The 21,826-nt window shown below is 39.6% G+C and carries 15 protein-coding genes; 4 read left to right on the top strand and 11 right to left on the bottom strand.

The genetic code is table 11. From position 1 onward, the window contains the following. Positions 1-126: 126 nt before the first annotated feature. Positions 127-876, top strand: coding sequence for a tRNA threonylcarbamoyladenosine dehydratase (locus CNR22_16840; protein ID PBQ33374.1), 750 nt, complete (start codon positions 127-129; stop codon positions 874-876). 71 nt (positions 877-947) lie between these two features. Here CNR22_16840 and CNR22_16835 read toward each other — a convergent pair whose 3' ends face one another. Further along, positions 948-1,547, bottom strand: coding sequence for a hypothetical protein (locus tag CNR22_16835; GenBank protein PBQ33373.1), 600 nt, complete (start codon positions 1,545-1,547; stop codon positions 948-950). A 173-nt stretch (positions 1,548-1,720) separates the two neighbouring features. Further along, positions 1,721-2,392, bottom strand: a complete 672-nt coding sequence (locus tag CNR22_16830; GenBank protein ID PBQ33372.1) for an ATP-dependent Clp protease proteolytic subunit — start codon at positions 2,390-2,392, stop codon at positions 1,721-1,723. A gap of 223 nt (positions 2,393-2,615) precedes the next feature. On the opposite strand from CNR22_16830, the gene CNR22_16825 reads away from it, so the two are divergent. After that, entirely contained in the window at positions 2,616-3,461 is an 846-nt protein-coding gene (locus CNR22_16825; GenBank protein ID PBQ33371.1) for a 4-amino-4-deoxychorismate lyase, read from the top strand. Here CNR22_16825 and CNR22_16820 read toward each other — a convergent pair whose 3' ends face one another. Further along, positions 3,462-4,769: a glycosyl transferase family 1 gene (locus CNR22_16820; GenBank protein PBQ34932.1), complete on the bottom strand. Its 1,308-nt coding sequence runs from the start codon at positions 4,767-4,769 to the stop codon at positions 3,462-3,464. A 166-nt stretch (positions 4,770-4,935) separates the two neighbouring features. On the opposite strand from CNR22_16820, the gene CNR22_16815 reads away from it, so the two are divergent. Then, on the top strand, positions 4,936-5,649 hold the full coding sequence (locus tag CNR22_16815) for a glycosyl transferase (protein PBQ33370.1): 714 nt from the start codon (positions 4,936-4,938) through the stop codon (positions 5,647-5,649). A gap of 2 nt (positions 5,650-5,651) precedes the next feature. Here CNR22_16815 and CNR22_16810 read toward each other — a convergent pair whose 3' ends face one another. The 4 genes from CNR22_16810 to CNR22_16795 are packed head-to-tail and all read right to left on the bottom strand — an operon-like array spanning position 5,652 to position 8,044. Next, complete coding sequence (locus tag CNR22_16810) at positions 5,652-6,236, bottom strand: hypothetical protein (protein PBQ33369.1); 585 nt, start codon at positions 6,234-6,236, stop codon at positions 5,652-5,654. A 4-nt stretch (positions 6,237-6,240) separates the two neighbouring features. Then, entirely contained in the window at positions 6,241-6,816 is a 576-nt protein-coding gene (locus CNR22_16805; protein PBQ33368.1) for a hypothetical protein, read from the bottom strand. 19 nt (positions 6,817-6,835) lie between these two features. Next, entirely contained in the window at positions 6,836-7,426 is a 591-nt protein-coding gene (locus tag CNR22_16800) for a hypothetical protein (GenBank protein PBQ33367.1), read from the bottom strand. 36 nt (positions 7,427-7,462) lie between these two features. Then, a complete protein-coding gene (locus CNR22_16795; protein ID PBQ33366.1) occupies positions 7,463-8,044 on the bottom strand; it encodes a hypothetical protein in 582 nt (193 codons plus the stop codon). A gap of 388 nt (positions 8,045-8,432) precedes the next feature. Between CNR22_16795 and CNR22_16790 the strand changes: the two genes are divergently transcribed. After that, positions 8,433-8,624: a cold-shock protein gene (locus CNR22_16790; GenBank protein ID PBQ33365.1), complete on the top strand. Its 192-nt coding sequence runs from the start codon at positions 8,433-8,435 to the stop codon at positions 8,622-8,624. Between the two features lie 174 nt (positions 8,625-8,798). Here CNR22_16790 and CNR22_16785 read toward each other — a convergent pair whose 3' ends face one another. From CNR22_16785 to CNR22_16770, 4 genes are all read right to left on the bottom strand, one after another. Continuing rightward, positions 8,799-9,359, bottom strand: coding sequence for a ribosome recycling factor (locus CNR22_16785; protein ID PBQ33364.1), 561 nt, complete (start codon positions 9,357-9,359; stop codon positions 8,799-8,801). A 36-nt stretch (positions 9,360-9,395) separates the two neighbouring features. Next, complete coding sequence (locus CNR22_16780) at positions 9,396-10,538, bottom strand: cysteine desulfurase (protein ID PBQ33363.1); 1,143 nt, start codon at positions 10,536-10,538, stop codon at positions 9,396-9,398. A 152-nt stretch (positions 10,539-10,690) separates the two neighbouring features. Further along, positions 10,691-15,934 carry a hypothetical protein gene (locus tag CNR22_16775; GenBank protein PBQ33362.1) on the bottom strand — a complete coding sequence of 1,748 codons (5,244 nt, stop codon included), beginning with the start codon at positions 15,932-15,934 and terminating at the stop codon, positions 10,691-10,693. Between the two features lie 207 nt (positions 15,935-16,141). Continuing rightward, complete coding sequence (locus CNR22_16770) at positions 16,142-21,727, bottom strand: hypothetical protein (protein ID PBQ33361.1); 5,586 nt, start codon at positions 21,725-21,727, stop codon at positions 16,142-16,144. Between the last annotated feature and the right edge of the window lie 99 nt (positions 21,728-21,826).

Here is a 21,826-nt window from a genome sequence, read left to right as displayed (position 1 = left end):
TTGCGTTACCCATACTTCGCTTGCGAAGTATCCTATGTGTAACTTTAGACATCTTGTCTTTTCTATTCAATCTATGTATCTATGTGTTTATTAATGGCTAAAAATTGGCACTAAAAATAAAGAGACATGGATACTTCTTGGATGGAACGCACGGCCCTTTTAGTAGGGCAAAAAGGATTAGAAAAATTAAATAATGCACACGTATTGGTTGTGGGCTTAGGTGGTGTTGGCTCATACGCAGCAGAAGCCATAGGTCGCAGCGGTGTTGGAAAAATGACGATTATTGACGGAGATACGGTTGACCCTACCAACAGGAACCGTCAATTACAAGCCTTGAGCTCTACGCACGGCATGAACAAAGCACACTTAATGGGTGAACGTTTAAAACTTATAAATCCAGATTTAGATCTTACGGTCATTGACCAGTTTAAAAATCCGGATGATATGAAGGACTTTATGTCACAGAAATTCTCTTATGTTATCGATGCGATTGATAGTATTTCGCCGAAGCTTTATCTTTTGCAAACCGCTTACTACAACAATCAACGTATCATATCCAGCATGGGTGCTGGTGGAAAGATGGATCCAACCAAAATTAAAGTGGTAGACATAGCAGAAACAAATATTTGTCCCATGGCCCAATATGTGCGCAAGCGTTTACGCTATATGAATATTTACAAGGGCATAAAATCAGTTTACAGCACCGAGATTCCTGCTAAATATTCTATTATGAAAACTGATGGAAGCAAGTATAAAAAATCGGCCTACGGCACAATTTCATATTTGCCTGCAGCGTTCGGACTTACCTGTGCATCGGTTGTTATTAGAGATTTGGTGCAATGGAAAGAAGTGAATACAGGTAAAGCATCTAAATAAACATTTCAGAGCATTAAAAAAGCCGTCCCCAACACATGGTTGGGGACGGCTTTTTTTGTTTTAACACTCTACTAGTTAGCAGTAGGTGCATAATATTTATTAAATTCAATTATAGCATTTTTCACTGTCTCTCTATTAAAAGTAAATTTATCAAGATCCGTCCAAATCATTGCCTGATCTTTCATGTAAGGCTTAAGATCTTTTTTATAAAATTTATTAGAGATCTTGGTAATTTCTTTTAACCCGGCGTCAGCGCCTTCAGCGCGCGTATCCTGCATGTAATAATCGGCAACAATGGCATCATAACCATCTACTTTTCCCATATGTTTATGTTCGTAGAAATTTAATCTGCCTTCGGCAAGACGCTCGAGGTACATCATTTCGCCACCATTATTCAACATTACAAAATGTCTTCCTTCAAAACCATAAGCTTTAGCTTTTTTAGGATCTACCGGCATTACTTTACCGCCTTTTGCGGGTCTGAAATTAAATTTCGTATACAACTCAATTTCCGGATCAGGGTTTGTTTGCACCTCGCCTCTAACTGTATCGTTCTTACTTCCGATGTAATAACCTGGAGCAAGTACCGGTGCCATTTTAGGTGCTTTTTTAGGTTGAGCTGCAACTGTTAATCCTGCGCCAATTAAAACTAGACAAAGAAATTTTTTCATGTTTGTGCTTTTTTAAAATATCTATAATCCAAATATATTTAATACTCTGATAAACGCAAAATTTATAAAACTATTTTGTGATTATTATGGGTAAAAACTGTTAAGTACTAAAATAATTAAGGGTTATACGTTTAACGCATAACCCTTAAAAATTCTAAAAGATACAATCAAACTTATTTTCTTTCCAAAACTTCGTCAATCATACCGTATTCCTTAGCTTCCTGAGCAATCATCCAATAGTCACGGTCGCTGTCTGCCCATACTTTTTCGTAGGTTTGTCCACTATGAAAAGCAATGATATCATAAAGCTCTTTCTTTAACTTTTGAATCTCACGGGCTGTAATTTCAATATCACTTGCCTGTCCTTCTGCTCCACCCAATGGCTGGTGAATCATAATACGCGCATGTTTTAAAGCTGTACGCTTTCCTTTAGCTCCAGCGCATTGAAGCACTGCACCCATACTTGCTGCCATTCCGGTACAAATAGTCGCAACATCCGGTTTAATAATTTGCATGGTATCATAAATACCTAACCCTGCATAAACGCTTCCTCCAGGAGAATTTACATAGATCTGAATATCCTTTTTCGCATCTACACTTTCCAAAAATAAAAGTTGAGCCTGTACAATGTTAGCAACCTGGTCGTTAATACCTGTTCCTAAAAAAATAATACGGTCCATCATTAAACGTGAAAAAACGTCCATTTGCGCAACGTTCAGCGAACGCTCTTCAATAATATAAGGAGTTAAAGAAGATTGAATACGGGAAGTATAACTGTCGTAAGTTAAACTGTTTATGCCTGCGTGCTTTGTGGCATACTTTCTAAATTCATTATTATCAAACATAATTTTTTGTTTTTAGTTATTTCAAATGTAATTGTTAGGCTTCTTATATCAAATACGGTGCAAAATAGTTATTAACGCTAATTTGTCATACTTTTCACTGTACAATAAGGCAGAATAGTAACCACCAAAACCTGCATTAACTTTACATTGTTATTAAATAAATTGATACTGAGGTTATTAGCCCGCTTTTATAGGCACTTTTGTTATCCAAAGGCTACCACCAATGGCAAAGGACACTTATTGCATTCTTAACGGACATCTCATTAGTATTTACGAACCAAGCGTATCCTTCTCCAACCGCGCCTTCCGCTATGGCGACTCACTTTTTGAAACCATCCGGATCTGCAACAATAAGGTGATGTTTTTGCGCGATCACATTACACGCTTAAAACTGGGCATGACAGTTTTGCGTATGAACCTGCCTGCCGAACTTAATACCGAGAATATTTACGAGTTTATCATACATCTGTTAAAACACAATGTGCATGCACCGCACGCAAGGGTGAGACTCACCGTTTTTAGAAACGATGGTGGTTTTTATACGCCAGAAACAAATGATATCTCTTTTTTAATTGAAAGTGAAGAATTGCCGGCCCCCTATGAAATAAATCAAAAAGGCTACTGGGTGGATATTTACGCAGATATTAAAAAATCGATAAATAAATTATCCAATATTAAAAGTGGTAATGCGCTTATGTATGTGATGGCAGGCATAGCTAAACAGAGCATGAAGCTGGATGATTGTTTTTTGATTAACGAAAATGGCACTATTTGCGAAAGTATAAACTCGAATATTTTTGTAGTGAAGAACGGAACGCTTTACACCGCTCCTCTTTCAGAAGGCTGTGTAGCGGGAGTTATGCGAAAACAAATCATGAGTCTTGCTACCGAAAATAAAATCCTGACTTTTGAAAGTGCTATTACCTCTTACACACTTATGAATGGTGACGAAGTTTTTTTAACCAACAGTGTAAATGGTATTCAATGGGTGGGACAATTCAAAGACAAATTTTACACCAATAAAATGGCGCTCTTTTTTATTGACAAACTGAATCAACTCACCATCTGATTACAAAGTATTTAAAAGGTCACACAGTTGTTTTGTAAGACCCTTTCTACTGTAACGTGAAATAGCGGCTTCATCGCGCAAATTTGAACCGCCTTTAAAATAAGTAAGAATATTTCGTTTCAAATTTTCTTCGTCATCAAAATCACTTATCAATCCACTTTTTGTTTCGTTAATAATTTTAGCAAGATCACCATCTGTTGGGCCAATGGCTAATATAGGTGCTCCAGATGACATGTACTCAAAAAACTTTCCGGTTAAAATACCTTTTGCATTTTTTGTATTGTTTACAAGAAGAAGTAATACACGCGATCTTTGTTGCTCTTTTACAACCTCGTTGTGAGGCAGGTAGTCTATCTTTCTAACATAATCACTCAAACCAAAAAGGGCGATCTGATCTTTTACATAAATATCAACCTTACCAACTAATTTTATTTCCAACTGTTTTTTAAACTCTGCATTGTCTTTTACAAGGTCGCTTAACACCTTCCATAACAATGCTGGATTTCGGTCCTTTACAAGGGTTCCTATATGTGCAATGCTAAATTTAGAATCTTTCATTTCCAGGCCTTCACTCACATCATCTTCATCGTAACCGTTAGTGATCACCTTGAATTTATTCTTTTCTATCCCACCTGCTTTGCGAAACATCTCATCAAACTCGTCGCTCATCGCCTGACCAATACTTACTACCGAATCTGCATTTTTTAAAACGCTGAGTTCTTGCTCGTGGTGTTTTTTGTCAGCCCAGGTACTTAACATTAATTTCTCGTAAAAGTCTATATTGGTCCATGGATCTCTAAAATCAGCCAGCCATTTGAGTTTCGGAAATTTTTTCTTGAGTCCTAAAGCAATAAGGTGCATACTATGAGGCGGACCGCTACTTATAACATAGTCTATGTTATTTTTTTGGATATAGTCGCTCAAATAAGCTACGCTAGGTTTGATCCAGAATTTACGAGCATCAGGAATAAAAAAATTACCGCGAATCCAAATACTTATTTTCTCAGTAGTGCCTGTTTTTTTGCTTTCATTTAGAAAAGAGGCGTTTATTTTATCTTCCTTTTTCCGGCCTATAAACCTTTTGTAAAGGGTGTATGGTTCCCAGATAGGTGTTTTCAAGATCACTGTACCTTCCGGCACATCCTTTTGCAGACTTTCGTCTCTCACCGGAATTTCTCCGTTTTCGGCAGTGTACACAATTGGCTGCCATCCGTACAAATGCATGTACTTAACAAATTTCAACCAGCGCTGAACACCTGCTCCACCGCTGGGAGGCCAGTAATACGTAAGAATAAGGACTTTGCTCATGAAACGTAAAACTAATTTTTTTGAAGAGATAAACCAAAATAATTGAATTATATTTACACTTTCAAAATTCATCCCCGTCCATGAAACAGCCATTTTGCCAAACACGTAAGAGAGAAGACAAAATGGCTATACCATATGACAATAAAAAAGCAAATGAAAATTCCCTATGAAATTATCAATAGTAATACCTGCTTACAATGAAGGAAAAACTATTCACCTGATTTTAAATAAAATTAAAACGGTTGTTTTAGAAGGCGGTTTTGAAAAAGAAGTGATAATTGTAAACGACTGCTCAAAAGATGATACTGAACAAGCGATATTGAATTACCAGGCATCTAATAAAGACCTCAACATTCAATATAGAAAACATGAAGTTAATAAAGGAAAAGGCGCCGCATTGCATACAGGCATTGCAGAAGCTACCGGCGACTATATCATCATACAGGATGCAGATCTGGAGTACGACCCCGAAGAATACAATTTGCTTTTAAAACCCATTTTAAATGGCATGGGCGATGTCGTATATGGCAGTCGCTTTGTAGGACATCAGCCTCACCGCATTCTTTTTTTCTGGCATTCTATCGGAAACAAATTATTGACTACCCTAAGCAATATGTTTACCAATCTTAACTTAACAGATATGGAAACTTGCTATAAACTATTCAGAGCAGATCTGGTAAAAGGCCTTCAATTAAAAGAAAAACGCTTTGGATTTGAACCGGAAGTCACTGCAAAAGTGGCGCGCATTCCAAATGTGAGAATATACGAGGTAGGCATTTCTTATTACGGGCGTACGTATGAAGAAGGAAAAAAAATCGGCTGGAAAGATGGCTTCCGAGCCATTTACTGTATTTTAAAGTACGGACTTTTCAGAATGTAATACTACTGAACAAAAGTATATTCTGCAGTTACATACAATCCGTAAGTACTATTCAGATCAAGCATCTCTTCCGTGCACGTAAGCACCATTTTTTTATTTCTGAGTTCTTTTATGCGGTATTTAAAATTTGTCAAAGATTTATTGAATGCGGCATAGTAACCTGAGCTATTATTGCCTTTATCGAGCTGAAGATTAATTCTTTCTTTATTTTTGGCGCTGCTACTTTTACCTTCAAACTGCCAGCTTCCTTTAAATGCAAAGTTTAAAGAATCTAATAATTGGGTCATCGAAAATTTACCGTCTTTAGTAAAAATCAGAGAAAGATTGTAGTCTCCTTCAAAACTGGCGCCTCTTCCCGGATCTTTACGGGTATAACCATTATCTTTGAGTTTGTATATGTGTACAGCGTAAATTCCACTTGCATCTTTAACACCCAGGGTAATATTTCCTTCCGCCAGTTTCCATTCACCTGCAACCCTTGCTTTACGCGACAGGAGTGTAAATGCAGGATCGTCTTCCCCTTTTTTACACGAAGTGATCAGAAAAAACAAGAAGAGTGAAGGCAAAGCCCACTTTAAGGTTCGCATACTATTATTGTTGAAAGACGTAATCGGTAGACAAAGTTGAGTAATTACCTTTTGAGTCTGTATAGAAAGTACCCGCAGAGTGAATTACCAGGCGTTTATTTCTAAGCTCTTTTATCTGGTAAGTAAAGTTTGTATTCAACCGGTTAAAAAAATGAAGTTCATTTGTGCTGCCCTTAGAAACAGAAGTAATGGTGAAAATAAAATCTTCTTTCTTTTTATCCTCTCCTCCGCCTTTGTTAAAGGTCCAGTCGCCACCGGCCTCCAGGCTCAGTCCGGCAACTACTTCTTTAAATGTAAATTTACCGTCTTTTGAAATAGTTAAGTTAAGTATGTATCGCCCGGTATAAATTATAGGGGTGACAGAAGTATAGTTTGCCGTTACGTTTGTCCCGTCAAAAGCATAATCTTCGTTATAACCTTTGGCTGTGTAAGAAGCATTTCCGCTTACCAATCGCCACTCCCCCGCTGCCCGAGCTTTTCTTGTTCTTAAAGAAATGACAGGATCATCTTCGCCTTTTTTACATTCGGTAAAGCAAAGCGTAAGTATTGCCAATATTACCAGTGAAATCTTTTTTTGCATAGTTTTTAGTGTTTAGTTTTTATTTTTGAGCGAATGTGTACTCCGATGTTACGTAGCAAGTAATCCCATCTTTGCTGTTCACATCTAACACTTCTTTGTCAACCTTTAATACCATCTTGTCTTTTCTCAACTCCGATATTTCATATATAAAATAATTTACTGATTTATTAAATGCATCCATCCAGTAAGAGCCGCCGCCAATAGCGTTTGGCTTAAAACTCACGCGTTCTTTGTTTTTGTATTTGCCACTCGCCCGTAAAAAATCCCATGTTCCGTTACCGCTTACAGTGTTTGATTCGATCAGTTGTAAGAAACTAAAATCCCCGTCTTTTGTAAATGAAATTTGAAGCTTGTATTTCCCTTCTAAGGTTGAACCGTCTAAATCGTTTACACTTGTAAAATAATCTTCCGTCAAAGTGCTGTTATCTTCGTAAAGCGTGTTGCCATCCTTTTCATAAGTAAATTTCAAATGCCCTTTCACAAGTTTCCAATCACCCTCAAGGCGTGCTTTACGAGTGCTGAGAGACAAAAAAGGATCCTTCTCACCCTTTTTACAGGAGAATAAAAAAGCCGTTAAAAGCAGCACGTAAAATATCTTTCTTTTCCTCATAATTATCGCTCCATTGACCCTGATAAGTAGTTTCAATTATTTCTCAAAAGTGTATTCGGTGGTTAAACTGGCGTAATTGCCTTTAGTATCTGATAAAATTCTTCCTGAAGAAGTAAGCACAAGTTTATTATTCCGAAGCTCTTTTAGTGTGTAAATAAAGGCAGGACTGATTCTGTTAAAAAAACAGCTTGTAATGAGGCCTTCATTTACTTTGGTTATAGAAAACGCTGTAGCTTCTTTAGCTTTTTGTTTTCCAACGCCCGTATTAAATGCCCAGATTCCTTCGCAATCCAGCATGGTTGGGCCATAAATTTCCTTTGCTTTAAAGTCCCCGTCCCTGCGTATGGTGAGCCTAACAGAGTAGTCTCCGCTGGTGTTTTTACTTTTATTACTCTCTATAATGGTAGCGGTGTAGCTGTTCCCATCAAAAGTATACAAAGCTTTGCTGGTGTATTGGGTATAGATGGCTTTGCCGCTGGTCATCTTCCATTCTCCGGTAAGTCGCGCCTTGCGTGTGAGTAACGACACGGCCGGATCGTTTTCTCCTTTTTTACAAGCATAAAGCATCATTAAAATCCCTACCGCTAGGGCGTAAATAAGACCGGAAGGTTTTGTCATTTGGGTTTGTGTGGCGCTAAAATAAACAAAAAATCAAAATAGCCGTTATTGCCGCCCAATTTATCCCCTCATTCCCGGAATTCTTAATAATTCTAATGAAAATAAAGCTATGCCGACGGAAAATTTGGATTTTCAGATTATATAATTAAATTTGTCTTAATCTTTTAAACGAATATTATTTAAATTCTTATTATCTCCGATTTCTCCCCTTTGCAATTCGTTTAATTTCAATTTTTTAAGAATTAGTAAACACTTGCAACCAGATGCGATTAGATGTGATCAGATTTTAAATAATCAGATTTAAAGATTTAATAGTGTTGAGTCATCCCCTTTTTTCTCAGCCCTATTTATTAGTAATAAAAAAGGGAAAAAAATAAAAAGTAAAAAAATGGAAAAAGGTACAGTAAAGTTTTTCAACCAAACAAAAGGTTTCGGATTCATTAAAGTTGAAGGTTCCGGAAAAGAAGTTTTCGTTCACGTTTCTGGTATTAAAGAAGAAATCCGTGAAAACGACGAAGTTGTTTTTGAAATTCAAGAAGGTAAAAAAGGATTAAACGCTGTTAACGTAAAGTTAGCTTAATTTTTTCCTGTTAATTAAATTATTGCGATTCTAACCCAATTTATATATTTGTTTGGATAAGATTAGTTGACTTATAAATTTGCAAGACTAAAATCACATTCAAAATTTTAATTAACAAAAAACCCGTCCCCAACCATAGTTGGGACGGGTTTTTTCTTGAAATAGGTTCAATGACTAAACCGTCATAATTTCTTTTTCTTTTTGTTCGATGTGTTTATCCACCTTTACTACGTGTGCATCGGTTAAAGTCTGCACCTGGGTTTCTCCCGTTTTAGCTTCGTCTTCAGGCAAACCATCTTTTTGAAGTTTCTTTATTTGTTCCATCGCTTCTTTGCGGGTTGTACGAATTCCCACTTTTGCGTCTTCCCCTAAACTTTTTGCCATTTTAGTAAGATCTCTGCGACGCTCTTCTGTTAAAGGCGGCACCATGATACGAATTAAAACACCATCGTTTTGAGGATTTAATCCCAGGTTCGCCATTTGAATTCCTTTTTCAATAGGCGTCAACATGCTTTTTTCCCAGGGTTGAATAATGAGTGTTCTCGCATCCTGCGTAGTGATACTTGCCGTATTACTAATCGGTACTTTACTGCCGTAATAATCCACCATGATGTTTTCCAGCATAACCGGATTGGCTTTTCCAGCTCTTACCTTTTGTAATTCTGATTCAAGATGAGAGATAGCTTTCTCCATGGAAGCTTTTGTTGTATCAAGTACTGTTTTAATGTCTGACATAAAATTTATTTATTCTTTAAATCTAATAATTCCTTTTTATACTTTTTCTTTCACAGCAAACAATTCTGTAATTTTTGAAATCGCAAAATCTATTTCTTCTTTTGTTGTGTATTTGCTAAAACTAAATCTTACCGAGGGGCGCTCCATCTCAATTCCCAAACCTCTTAAAACGTGACTTCCCTGGTTGCTACCGCTACTGCAGGCGCTACCACCACTGGCGGCAATACCCATAATATCCAGATTAAATAAAATCATTTCAGCATCCGGATGATTTGGAAAACGGCAATTGAGTACCGTATATAAAGATTTATCATGATCTACTTCTCCATTAAATTCAATTCCCGGAATTCTGTCGATGAGGGTTTCGCGCATGTAATCTTTAAGTTCCATGATATGCTTTTGGTGGTCTTCCATCTCTCTGAAACAAATTTCAAGTGCCTTTGCCAATCCAATAATTCCGGAAACATTTTCTGTTCCGCCGCGCATGTTTCTTTCCTGCGCACCACCATGAATAAAAGGGGTTATTTTATGCAAATGATTAATGTATAAAAAACCTACACCTTTAGGACCGTGAAATTTATGAGCAGCACAAGTTACGAAATGCACCTTTAGATCTCTCAGATCCATTCTGTAGTGCCCCATTGTCTGCACGGTATCACTATGGAAAATAGCCCCATATTTCTCGCAAAGTTCACCTACTTCTTTTAGGGGAAGCAGGGTGCCAATTTCATTATTCGCATGCATGAGAGAGACAAGTGTTTTCGGATTATTTTTAAGAAGCTCTTCGAGGTTTGCCAAATCAACATTTCCTTTTTCATCAATTTTTACCCAGCTCGCTTTTATTTTGCCGGCTTTCTCTAAAACTTTAATCGTGTGTTCAACTGCATGGTGTTCTATAGTACTTGAAATAACATGCGTAATACCGAATGTTTCAATACTTTGATGAATGGCCATGTTATCTGCTTCCGTACCACCGGAGGTAAAGAAAATTTCCGCAGGAGTTACATTCAAAAGTTTAGCAACCATTTTTCTCGCTGTTTCTATCGAGGCGCGGGTTTTTCTACCAAAAGAATGAATAGAAGAAGGATTTCCAAAGTCCTCTGCAAGCAAAGGCATCATCGCTTTTAAAACCTCTTCGTCAAGACGGGTGGTGGCGGCATTATCAAGATATACTTTCATTTTCTAGTGTTTCAATAAATACGAAAAACCTATTATTTTACAGACGGTAAAGTTAATTAAAAGCTTTAACAAAACAGAATTATGGTTTTAACAAAAAAGCGAACCCTGAAGGGTCCGCTTTTTAAAATAATAGTAGTTTAAGACCTTAAAATCTATTGTTTTACAACCTTAATAGTTTTAACAGAACTGCCATTTTTAATTTGAACAAAATAAATTCCTTTGGCTTGTTCATTCAGATTAATGTTATTTTTTCCTTCGTTAAGTTTTTGCTCTAAAACAATTTGACCTAAAGCATTAACAATGGTAGCAGAAATAGAAGATCCTGTTTCAATTGTAAACTCTCCTGCATTTGGATTAGGATACAGCACATAATTTACTGCATGGGCCGACACCTCATTTATTCCAATACACGCACTTACCAATACTGTTACACTGGCTATTTTTTCGCACCCATTGGCGTCAGTACCTTTTACTGTATAAGTAGTGGCAACAGTTGGTGCTACAGTGGTTGTAGAAGTTGTTGCATTGTTCACCCAAACATAATTAACAGCTCCACCTGCAGTTAATAGTGCAGATTCAGATACACAAATTAAAGTACGGTCTGAAACGGCTGAAACATTAGGTAAATTATTCACCGTTACATTCACAACGGTGGTATCGTGACAAGTTCCGCTTGAACCAATAACTGTATAAATTGTACTTGAAGATGGAATAGTTGACAAACTGTTTGTCAGAGTGCCTGTGCTCCAGCTGTACGTACTAGCACCATTTGCGGTCAGATTAACAGAACCTCCTTCACAAACAATTGTATTGCCACTAACAGTTACAGTTAGAATATTTACAACACTTACTGTTGCAACAGCTGGTAAAAGCGACACACAACCTGCTGAACTAGTACCAACGGCCGAATAAGTGGTAGTTATAGTTGGAGAAACAACGCTGCTACCGTTAGAAAAAGTATACGTCGATGCTCCACCTGGAGTAAAAGAATAAGAATTACCCGGACAAATAGCTCCACTGATAAGTGTTATTGTAGGTAATGGATTTACAACCAATGTATAAGACGCCGTGTTTGAACAAGAGTTAAGATCTGTGCCTGTTACGGTGTAAACCGTGGTAACAGAAGGATTCACAGCAACGATTGAATTAGTAGATGTGGCCCAAATATAGGTATCTGCTCCGCTGGCAGTTAAGTTCGTAATGTCTCCGTCGCAAATAGCATTGGTTCCGGTAATCGTAACAACAGGTAGAGAATTAACATCGAGACTGAATGTTTGGGAAGGACTAACACAACCATTTGCGTCACTACCAGTTACGAAGTATTGTTGATTTGAAGAAGGACTCAAAGTCGTTGACCCAGATGCAACTATAGTTGATGAAGGACTTGTAGTTACGTAAGTGTAAGAAATAGCTCCACTAACAGTTGAATTGAAAACTGTTCCTGCACATATTGTTCCATTTTGAACTGAAATGGAGGGTAAAGAATTTACAGTTAGATTGGAAACGGCCATTGAAGAAGCCACACACCCTGCGAAATTTTCACCCATAACAGAATAACTTGTATTAGAGGAAGGAACGGTTACAACAAGGGTTGAATTAGTAGTAGTTCCCATTGGCAATATCGTAAAGCTGGTTCCACCTGAAGGCGTAAGAGTGAATGTTGTTCCTTCACATGCTGCTCCGCTATTTACAAATAAGATTGGGAGAGTAAAAACTGTTACGCCCATAGTTGCTGAGCTTGCAGATATACAACCATTAGAACTAACACCACTTACAAAATAGGATTGACTACTTGTTGGTGATACAACTAACGATAGTCCAGTTCCTGTGGATCCTCCCGAAAAAGTATAATTTGCCGCTCCTGAAGGTGTAATAGTATAGGGCGAACCGGCACATGACGTACCATTAGCCACGGATACTACTGGCAGAGAATATACAGTAACAGCTGATGTTGCAGAAGCTACAGAAATACAGCCTTCAGCTGAACTTCCCGAAACTGTAAACGTTGTTGAAGAAGATGGATTGACAGTGAAGGGTCCGGCTCCATTTAAAATTCCGGATGTATAAGTCCCTGAAACCCCAGCACCTGAAGGAATAATCACAGCATTCGTTCCCGAACACATAGTTGGATTGTTTACCGAAATTATAGGAAGAGCGTATACCGTTACCGTTGACGAAGGAGAATTTGCGGATGAACAACCAAATGATGTGGTTGCTGTTGCAGGCAAAATAGTACTGCTGCCTGGGGCAAAAACAAATGGCCCTGCTCCGGTAAATGAGCCAACCTGGTAAGTGGCACCTGCCCCTGCTCCCGATGGCGTAATGGTTACATTTCCTCCGGCACAGGTAGTTCCGTTAGTTACAGCGATGGTTGGTAAAATATTTACGTTAACATTTGCTGTTGCGGTATTAGCAGAAACACAATTGTTTGCATCTGTTCCTGTTATAGTGTAAAACGTTGAAGTTGTCGGAGAAACCAATAAAGATCCACCAGAAGGAGTAGAACTTACTACCCCAGTTGGAGTGATCGTAAATACATCACCTGCGCAAATTGTTCCGCTGTTAACACTAATAATTGGCAAACTATTTACAACTACAGAACAAGTAGCTGTATTGGATGAACGACAGCCTAGAGCGTTGCTTCCTATAACCGTATAGTTTGTGTTAGATGACGGAGAAACCAAAGAAGACCCGCCTTCGATAGTATAAGTAGTGGCTCCGCCTGGAATAATGGTGAATGTTGACCCGGCACACACTGGTCCGCTGTTTACTGAAACCGTTGGTAAAGCATTAACAGTAACAGTATTGATACTTAAAGAACCCGATCCGCAGACATTTAAACCTGACACGGCAAAAGTAAAAGTTCCTGCAGCAACACCACTAAAATCAGCTCCAATAGAAGAAGTTGTGCTTCCTGAAATAATCGCACCCCCTGCAGGAACCGTCCAAGAGTAAGAAGTGGCATTCGGAATTAAAGCTATGCTAAAATTTTTAGTTGCCGCATCTGCTTGACAGAGTGCGTTTGTACTAGAAACTACAGAGCCTGGAGCAAGAGGTTTTGTACAAACCTCGAGCAGTTGTGTATAAGTTGGATTATTTCCTGTTGCTACTGAAAAATCTATTTTCTTAGTATAGGTTGAAGTAGCAATGTCGTACTCAAAAAGAACACCTGAACCATTTGCGCCACCTGAATTTGTTTTGCCATATAGTTTTCCATTGGCTGCTTTTATAAGCGATCCGTAAGGCAAAGATCCATTTGAAGCCGATAAGTCAACCTTCTTAGAATAGGTATTTGTTGAAACATTGTACTCGAAAATAACACCAAGGTCGTTAGCACCACCAGTTCTGGTCATACCATACAATACGCCTACAGTGGCGGTTTCAACCAGTGAGCCAAATGGAAGGCTTCCTGGAGCTGCTCCACTGGTTCCGGTGAAATCTACTTTTTTAGTGTAAGTGTTGGTAGTAGGATCGTATTCGAAAATAGTTCCGAAACTACTTGTTCCACCCAATTGTGTCATCCCATAAAACACATTTCCCGATTGTACCATCGACCCAAAAGCGCTGTAACCATTTACGGATGCTAAAGTGAGATCTAACTTTTTTGAATACACATTTGTGGATGGGTCAAACTCAAATATAACGCCCTGGTTAGATGTCCCGCCTTGTTTGGTTATACCATACAATCTGCCGTTAAGAGTGCTTGTACTGCTAGAGTATAACGCCAGTGAACCATAAGGTTGTCCACCTTGATTTAACCCGGTTCCACCTGTTAAATCTATAATTTTAGTATGCGTTCCGGTGGCAATATCATAACTAAAAAGCGTTCCGTTTCCTGTTGTTCCGCCCGCAGATGTTACACCATATAATTTTGAAGCGCCCACCTGAATTAATGAGCCGTAGGGTGCATTACCAGGGTTAACGCCCGTATTCCCTGTAAAGTCAACTTTCTTTAAGAACGTGTTGGATGTTCTATCATATTCATATAAAGTTCCAAGATTACTTGTTCCTCCAATCGGAGTAAGTCCGTAAAATTTCCCGTTGGAAGCCTGCATTAAGCCTCCAGAAGGAGACCCTCCGTTTGAAGAGTTTAAGTCAATTGTTTTGGAATATGAGGTGGCCGACATGTTGTACTTGAAAATAATTCCACCACTTGCCGCTCCGCCGGCAGAAGTGAATCCATATAACTTGCCAGTTGAAACCTGGATTAAAGAACCGAAAGGAAGTGAACCGTTTGCAGTAGAAAAGTCAGCCTTTTTGGTGTAAACAGGCGATGCAGGGATGGCGATATCGTATTCAAAAATAACACCGGCATTGGTTGAACCGCCAAATCGCGTAAGACCGTAAATTTTTCCGTTTGTCGCTTCTAATAAATCGCCCTGAGACGCTCCTCCAATATTACCAGTACCAATTGTAAGGTCCGTTAATTTTGTAAGGGTATTCGAACTGATAACATAATCAAAAATCACTCCACCTGTTGATCCTCCATTGGATACAGTGGTACCATACAATCTACCATTTGAAGCAAGAAGCAATGAGCCTTGCGGATTTGAGCCCAGGGTAGTAGAAAAATCTATTTTTTTTGTATAAGTGTTATTTGCGTAATCGTATTCAAAAAGCACTCCAATGTTATTGGTTCCTCCAGCGCTTGCCAAACCATAAAGGGCAGTAGTGGACGAACTGGCAGACACTGCTTTAATTAAAGAACCAAAAGGTAAAGCCCCTTGCGACAAGCCTGTTGAACCTGTGAAAGAAACCTTATTCGTATAAGTTCCTGTTCCATAATCATATTCAAATAAAACACCTAAATTATTTGCACCTCCAGTACGTGTCATCCCGTATAGTTTGGTAACTGTTGGATCTGGCTGGTACAATGATCCCATTGGTGAACTACCCAGCGTAATACCAACACTACCTGTAAACGACACTAAAACACTTTGTGTATTGGTTGCGATGTCGTATTCAAAAATCACTCCAAAATTACCTGCTCCGCCTAATTGGGTCATACCATAAAGCTTGCCATTCGCAGCTTGTATCAATGAACCTTTAGGATTGGCGCCATTGGTAGAGATAAAATCTATTTTACGGGTGTATGCGTTTGTTGCTGTATCATACTCAAATATCACGCCCACATTATTTAAACCCCCGGTATTTGTCATACCATAAAGTTTTCCATTAGCAGCTTCCAACAACTTCGCATACTGCGGGTTACTTCCTGGGTTTCCTGCAAAGTTAAATGAGGCTGTGGGTGATGTTGCTCCTGTTGGCATACCGTAAAGCGTACCAAATCCACTTCCTCCACTTGCATTTACACCCCAGATTTCTGACTGAGCTCTGAGAAAATTAGCAAGGTTAAAAATTATTGAAAGTGATAGGAATAAATAGAATTTCTTCATAGTTCTTGGATAAAAATATTGTACTAAAATTAAATCAATTTTTCGGATTACACAACAGGTATAATCAAGGACATATACGGAGCGACAGGAAAAAAGTTACAAGGATTTGTAAGATGTTTTCCGGAATGTTGACAAGTAGTATTAAAAGTTAAAAAGTGCCCTTTAACTTTAATAATTTAAAAATCAGCGTGCGACTTTTTTACGTAGCTATTGCTTGATAACCTTAATGGTCTTGATCTGCGAGCCCCGTCTAAATTCAACAAAATAAATGCCTTTTACCTGCTCCTCAAGCAATATATGATTTTCACCTTCAAACAACTGTGTTTCAAATATTTTTTGACCCCAGGCATTGATTATAGTCATATGGAGTATTTGGGAGGTTTCTACAGTGAATTGGCCATTATTAGGATTCGGATATAAGTTCAAAAAGGAGGTCAGCATTGTTTTAGAAGACTCAAAGCCCACACATTCACTTACATTTTGAATGAAAGTTAGTTTATTTGAACAGCCAATAAGATCTGTTCCGGTTACGGTATAAATTGTGGTGGCAGTTGGTGTGATTATTATCAAAGCATCAGAGCCTCCATCGGTCCAGGAATAAGTAGTTGCGCCGGTGGTGGTTAGTGTTGCTGTTTGGCCCATGCAAAGCACGCTATTTGTACTATTTACTGCAAGCACTGGGAGCATGTTTACCTGAACTGAAATAAAGGCCGTGTCCTTACAAGAACCATCAGCACCAATAACAGAGTAAACTGTGCTTCCAGAAGGTGTTGGAGCTATACTACTGGCTAACTGGCCGTTACTCCATGTGTAAGAAGGTGCTCCGGTTACAGAGAGACTGGCGGATTGACCAGCACAAATACTGCCTGTACCACTTACAGAAATGCTGATGTTATTTACTACTGTAAGCGTAGTTACAGCAGGGATGCTGGATGTACACCCATTAAGATCTGTACCGATGGCCGAATAAGTACTTGTGATTACTGGCGATACCACGTTTGAGTTACCAGAGTATGTGTAGCTAAGCGCTCCTGAAGCCTGGAGAGCAAATGTTCCAGAAGGACAAACTGTGCCGGAATTTAAACTAATTACCGGAAGCGAATTCACTACAATTTGAATGGTGGCAGTATTCTTACAATTATTAGCATTGGTTCCTGAAACTGAATAAACCGTATTTACAATAGGAGCAACTATGTAGACGGCATTTGAACCCACACCCGACCAGGTATATGAACTAGCGCCTGTAGCAATTAAACTTGTTTGTTCTCCCTTACAAATTACAGAATTACCTAGAATGGAGACAGCTGGCAAAGCATTTACTACAACATTTGCAATGGCTGCGTATGCTGAGACACATCCCTGAGAATCAGAACCACTTACTGTGTAAAAAGTGTTTGTTAAGGGGGCAACAGTTGAAGAGTTAGCTGAGAACGTGTAAGAAAGGGCACCTGAAGGAACCATGGTAAAAACACTTCCAGCGCACACAAAACCACTATTTACAGATACTACAGGCACTGCCATTACAGTTAGCGTTGCAACGGCCGTATTAGAAGAAATGCAACCGGCAGCACTCGTACCTGTTATAGAATAGGCAATATTACTTACAGGGGCAACGGTCGCTGATCCGCCGGAGTATGTATAGGTAGATGCTCCTGAAGGAGTGAGGGTGAAAACAGAGCCTGCACAAACAGAACTGCTGTTAACACTGATGGTTGGCAATGCGATAACACTTACGGTCATAATTGCAGGACTGGAGGAGACGCATCCTGCAAGGGTGGTTCCAGAAATTGAATAGGTGGTGTTGGATGTGGGAGTAACCCAGGGCGAACTTGGTCCGGCGCCTGAAACGATGGTGTAACTGGAAGCTCCGGTTGGCATGATACTAAAATTACTTCCGGCGCAAACGGTTCCATTAGAAATACCTATAGTGGGAATAGCATGTACGGTAACCGTGGAAACAGCCGCCATTGTTGACACACAACCCAGTACGTTCGTGCCTGTTACCGAATAGCTTGTAGTAGCGGCGGGACTAACAGTTGATGAACCATTGGAAAAAGTATATGTGCTTGCACCTGTAGGAGTCATCGTAAATATATTTCCAGCACAGATACCACCGCTATTGACAGAAATTAGCGGAGCGGCATTTACAATTACGTTGGATATGGCAGAGCTGGTAGATACGCACCCTAAAGCGCTGGTACCAGAAACATAGTAACTCGTATTTGAAGTGGGTGAAACTACTGCAGAAACAAAATTCATCCCGTTTGAAATCGTATAAGCAGAGGCTCCATTCGGTAGTAATGTGAATGATGCACCCGCGCAAATATTTCCGCTATTAACGTTAATAACCGGCGGATTTCCCGTGGCGATTGTTTTGGTTACTGTATTTGAACACCCTGAACTTGCATCTGTACCCGTAACTGTATAAATGGTGGTAATAGTTGGACTGATTGAAATGGAAGTATTTGTTGACCCTGTACTCCATGAATAAGTTGTTGCACCGCTTACGGTTTGAGAGATAGTTGAACCCGAGCATACCGCGTTTGGTCCGCTGATAGTAACGGAGGGCGGTGCGGTAACACTTATAGTGGCGATAGCCGGGATGGATGAAGCGCAGCCGAAACCATCTTTTCCTATAATAGAATAGCTGGATGTACTTGTGGGGGAAACAACAGCAGATCCATTTAGATAGGTATAAGTAAGTGCGCCAGAGGGAGTGAGTGTAAACGATGTTCCGCTGCACACAGTTCCGCTATTGACAGCTATCAAAGGCAAAGAAAGCACTGTGACGTTTGCCACTGCTGCACTTGCTGAAAGGCAACCAAGGCTGCTGGTGCCCGTGACTGAATAAGAGGTATTAATCGTTGGATTTACCACTGATGAACCACCAGAAAAAGTGAATGTTTGAGCTCCACTGGCATTTATTATAAATAAGTTTCCAGAGCAAACAGTGCCACTAACAGCAGTAATAGAAGGAAGGGGATTTACACTCAGGTTAATAACTGCCGCGGAAGCGGAGATACATCCTAAGGAGCTGGTACCCGAAATTGAATAGCTTGTTGTAAGTAAAGGAGACACTGTATTGGAACCACTGGAATAGGTATAGCTTGATGCGCCACTCGGAACTATTGTGTACGTATCGCCATAACAAATAGCGGCGTCGCTGGCACTAACGATGGGCAAGGTGGCGAGACTGATTGTTGGCGCTGCATTGGCCGTGGATACACACCCTTTACTACTTGTTCCTGTTATGGAATATGTAGTGGTTATACTTGGAGAAACTAAAAATGAGGGAGCGTCAATAGTATAGGTGAAGGCTCCTGAAGGAGTTATTGTAAAAACATTTCCAGGGCATAAATTTCCGCTATTTGCTGAAATGGTAGGGTTCGAATTTACAGTGACTGTAACCACGCCGGTGTTAGAAGCAGCGCAACCCAAAGAACTTGTTCCGGTAACAGAATAAGTCGTATTTATTGTGGGTGATACTACAGTTAGTCCGCCAACGTAGGTGTAGGTTTGAGCTCCGTTTGGTACAATCGTAAAAGATTGTCCAGTACATATTTCGCCTTTATAAATACTAATCGTGGGAGAATCCAGTGTAACAGAAACTGTTTGGGTATTCTGACAGCCATTTAATTCTGTAGATGTAACAGTATAAATTGCCGAAACTGTGGGTGTAAACGAAACTCCATTTGTGATGCCCCCCGACCAGGAGCGCGAATTACCACCTGCAGCGGTAAGACTTGTACTGCTTCCCGCACAAATTTTTATATCGTACCGTTCGTAATAAATATTTAGAGTAACGTTGTTGTAAAAAGATTCCCAGCCTGAATACCCCACAAAATAAACCTTGAGAGCGTTAAAACCGCCATAATTATATTTTGGAACAGATTTTATAACTGAGGTGCTAAAAGACTGGCTTGAGTGCGAAAGTACAGCGCTTGAAACATCTTCATCCTCAATACGAAACACAGCCGTTGCGCCAGTTCCCCCCCAGCCCTGATCAACCGCGTCGTAAGACATATCTATTTTTGTTATAGTAGCCCCCGCGGGGATAGGATCTGCAAATGTGTATACCCAGGGCGCCCAACTGCTGTTGGGAGTTTGACCTGATCCCACGTTGATGGTTGCTACACCGCCAGGAGTTCGGGTAATAGTTGCAGCTGCAAAAGATGAAACAGAAATTGTTTTAGTAATGGAAGAACTGGTTCCGGCGGCATTAGAGACTACTAAGGATACTGTGTGAATTCCTGCGCTTATAGGTACTAAGGTACCGTTGGCAATTACAGGCTCTGAACTGTAACTAAAAAGATTGCCGTCCAGATAATAATTGAATGATGCAGGGGAATTTGTTGACTGATTAATTAGACTAACTCTTGTACCAATACAAACGTTTGCCGTTTGATTAAAAGAGAAGCTCGCGGTTGGAACCGTTGCAGGAAAATTGGTTTTCCATAAGGTACTGGTATTACTGAATGATCCAAAAATATCATATGCAAGTCCGCCAAATAACCAAAGATTATTGGAATTATCTTTCCAGGCGCACTGGTTATAAGCTGCCCCGACCTCATTGTTAACTGAAGACACATTTTGTTGTCCGCTGGTAGACTTCATATTCAAAGCTCCCCTTAACCAGGTCCAATTTCCTGAACTAATATCGTAACGCCAAAGATCTCCATCATTACCACCTACCCCATTGCCTCCGTATATAAGAAGATTTCCTGCTGTGCCTGTCCAGGCACTTGAAAGATAACGTCCTCCTGGAGTTGCCGTTGAACTTACGATGCCCTTTATGCCAGCTATTGCTTCATTTCCAGTACTGGGTCCATCCATCCATGTCCATTGATTTGTAGAAGGATTGTATTTCCAGATGTCACTTAAGAATACCTCGTTAGCTACATCTCTGCCATAACCTCCAAATAACCAAAGATTATTACTGTTGTCATTCCAAGCAACGGCGCCGAAGCGGCTTCCCGGAAAGTTAGTTGAGCTGGCAACCCCTAATGTTCCATAGGCTGGATTTTGATTTGCTGAAGTACCTCCATTAACAAATGTCCATTGATTTGTTGAAATAGTGTATTTCCATAAATCATTCAGGTGATACTCACCTCCGCTAGTACCGTAACCATATCCGCCGAAAACCCATAAGTTGCCGCTATTATCGGCCCAACCTGAAGAATAGCGTCTTGCACCCGGAACATTTGTGGACGAAGCCACACCTTGCGTGGTAAAATTACCAAATTGATTGATCGTAGTTGCTCCACTTACCCAGGTCCAATTGTAAGTAGTAATATCAAATTTCCATAGATCATTCAGATTAGCAAACGAACCATTACTATCATAGCCCTCTCCACCGAATAACCATAAATTACCGTTACCATCTTTCCAGGTGAGACTGTAAGCCCTTGCTCCCGGAGTAGTAGTTGAGCTTGGTACAGACTGGCTGCCATAATTAGGCATTTGATTTGCCTGGTTGCTACCTTTTATCCATGCCCACTCATTTGTGATGACATTAAATTTCCACAGGTCATTTAATCTACCACCATTAGTCGCAGAATTTCCATCCCCGCCAAAGAGCCACAAATTTCCAGCATTATCTGTCCACGATGCCGCACCATTTCTCGCACCGGGAGTATTTGCGCCAAAGGCATTATAGGGAGTTCCGTAAACTCCATAATTATTTACCGTGTTTGCCCCTTGAATCCAGGTCCACTCTTGTGAAATTCCGCTAAAGGATAAGATAACTAACGCGCAAAAAAGTAACGTTTTACTTAGGTGTAAATGTTTAATCATTGTGTGGTTTGTGTGTTATAAAATTTAAGAGCACAAGAACCTGGTATGCAAAATATACGTAAAAATAGTTAAAAAAGAATTATGCTCAGCTCTATTAAT

The sequence above is a fragment of the Sphingobacteriaceae bacterium genome (assembly GCA_002319075.1).
Taxonomy (GTDB): Bacteria; Bacteroidota; Bacteroidia; order B-17B0; family Aurantibacillaceae; genus Aurantibacillus.
This window is presented reverse-complemented; position numbering and strand designations above follow the sequence as displayed.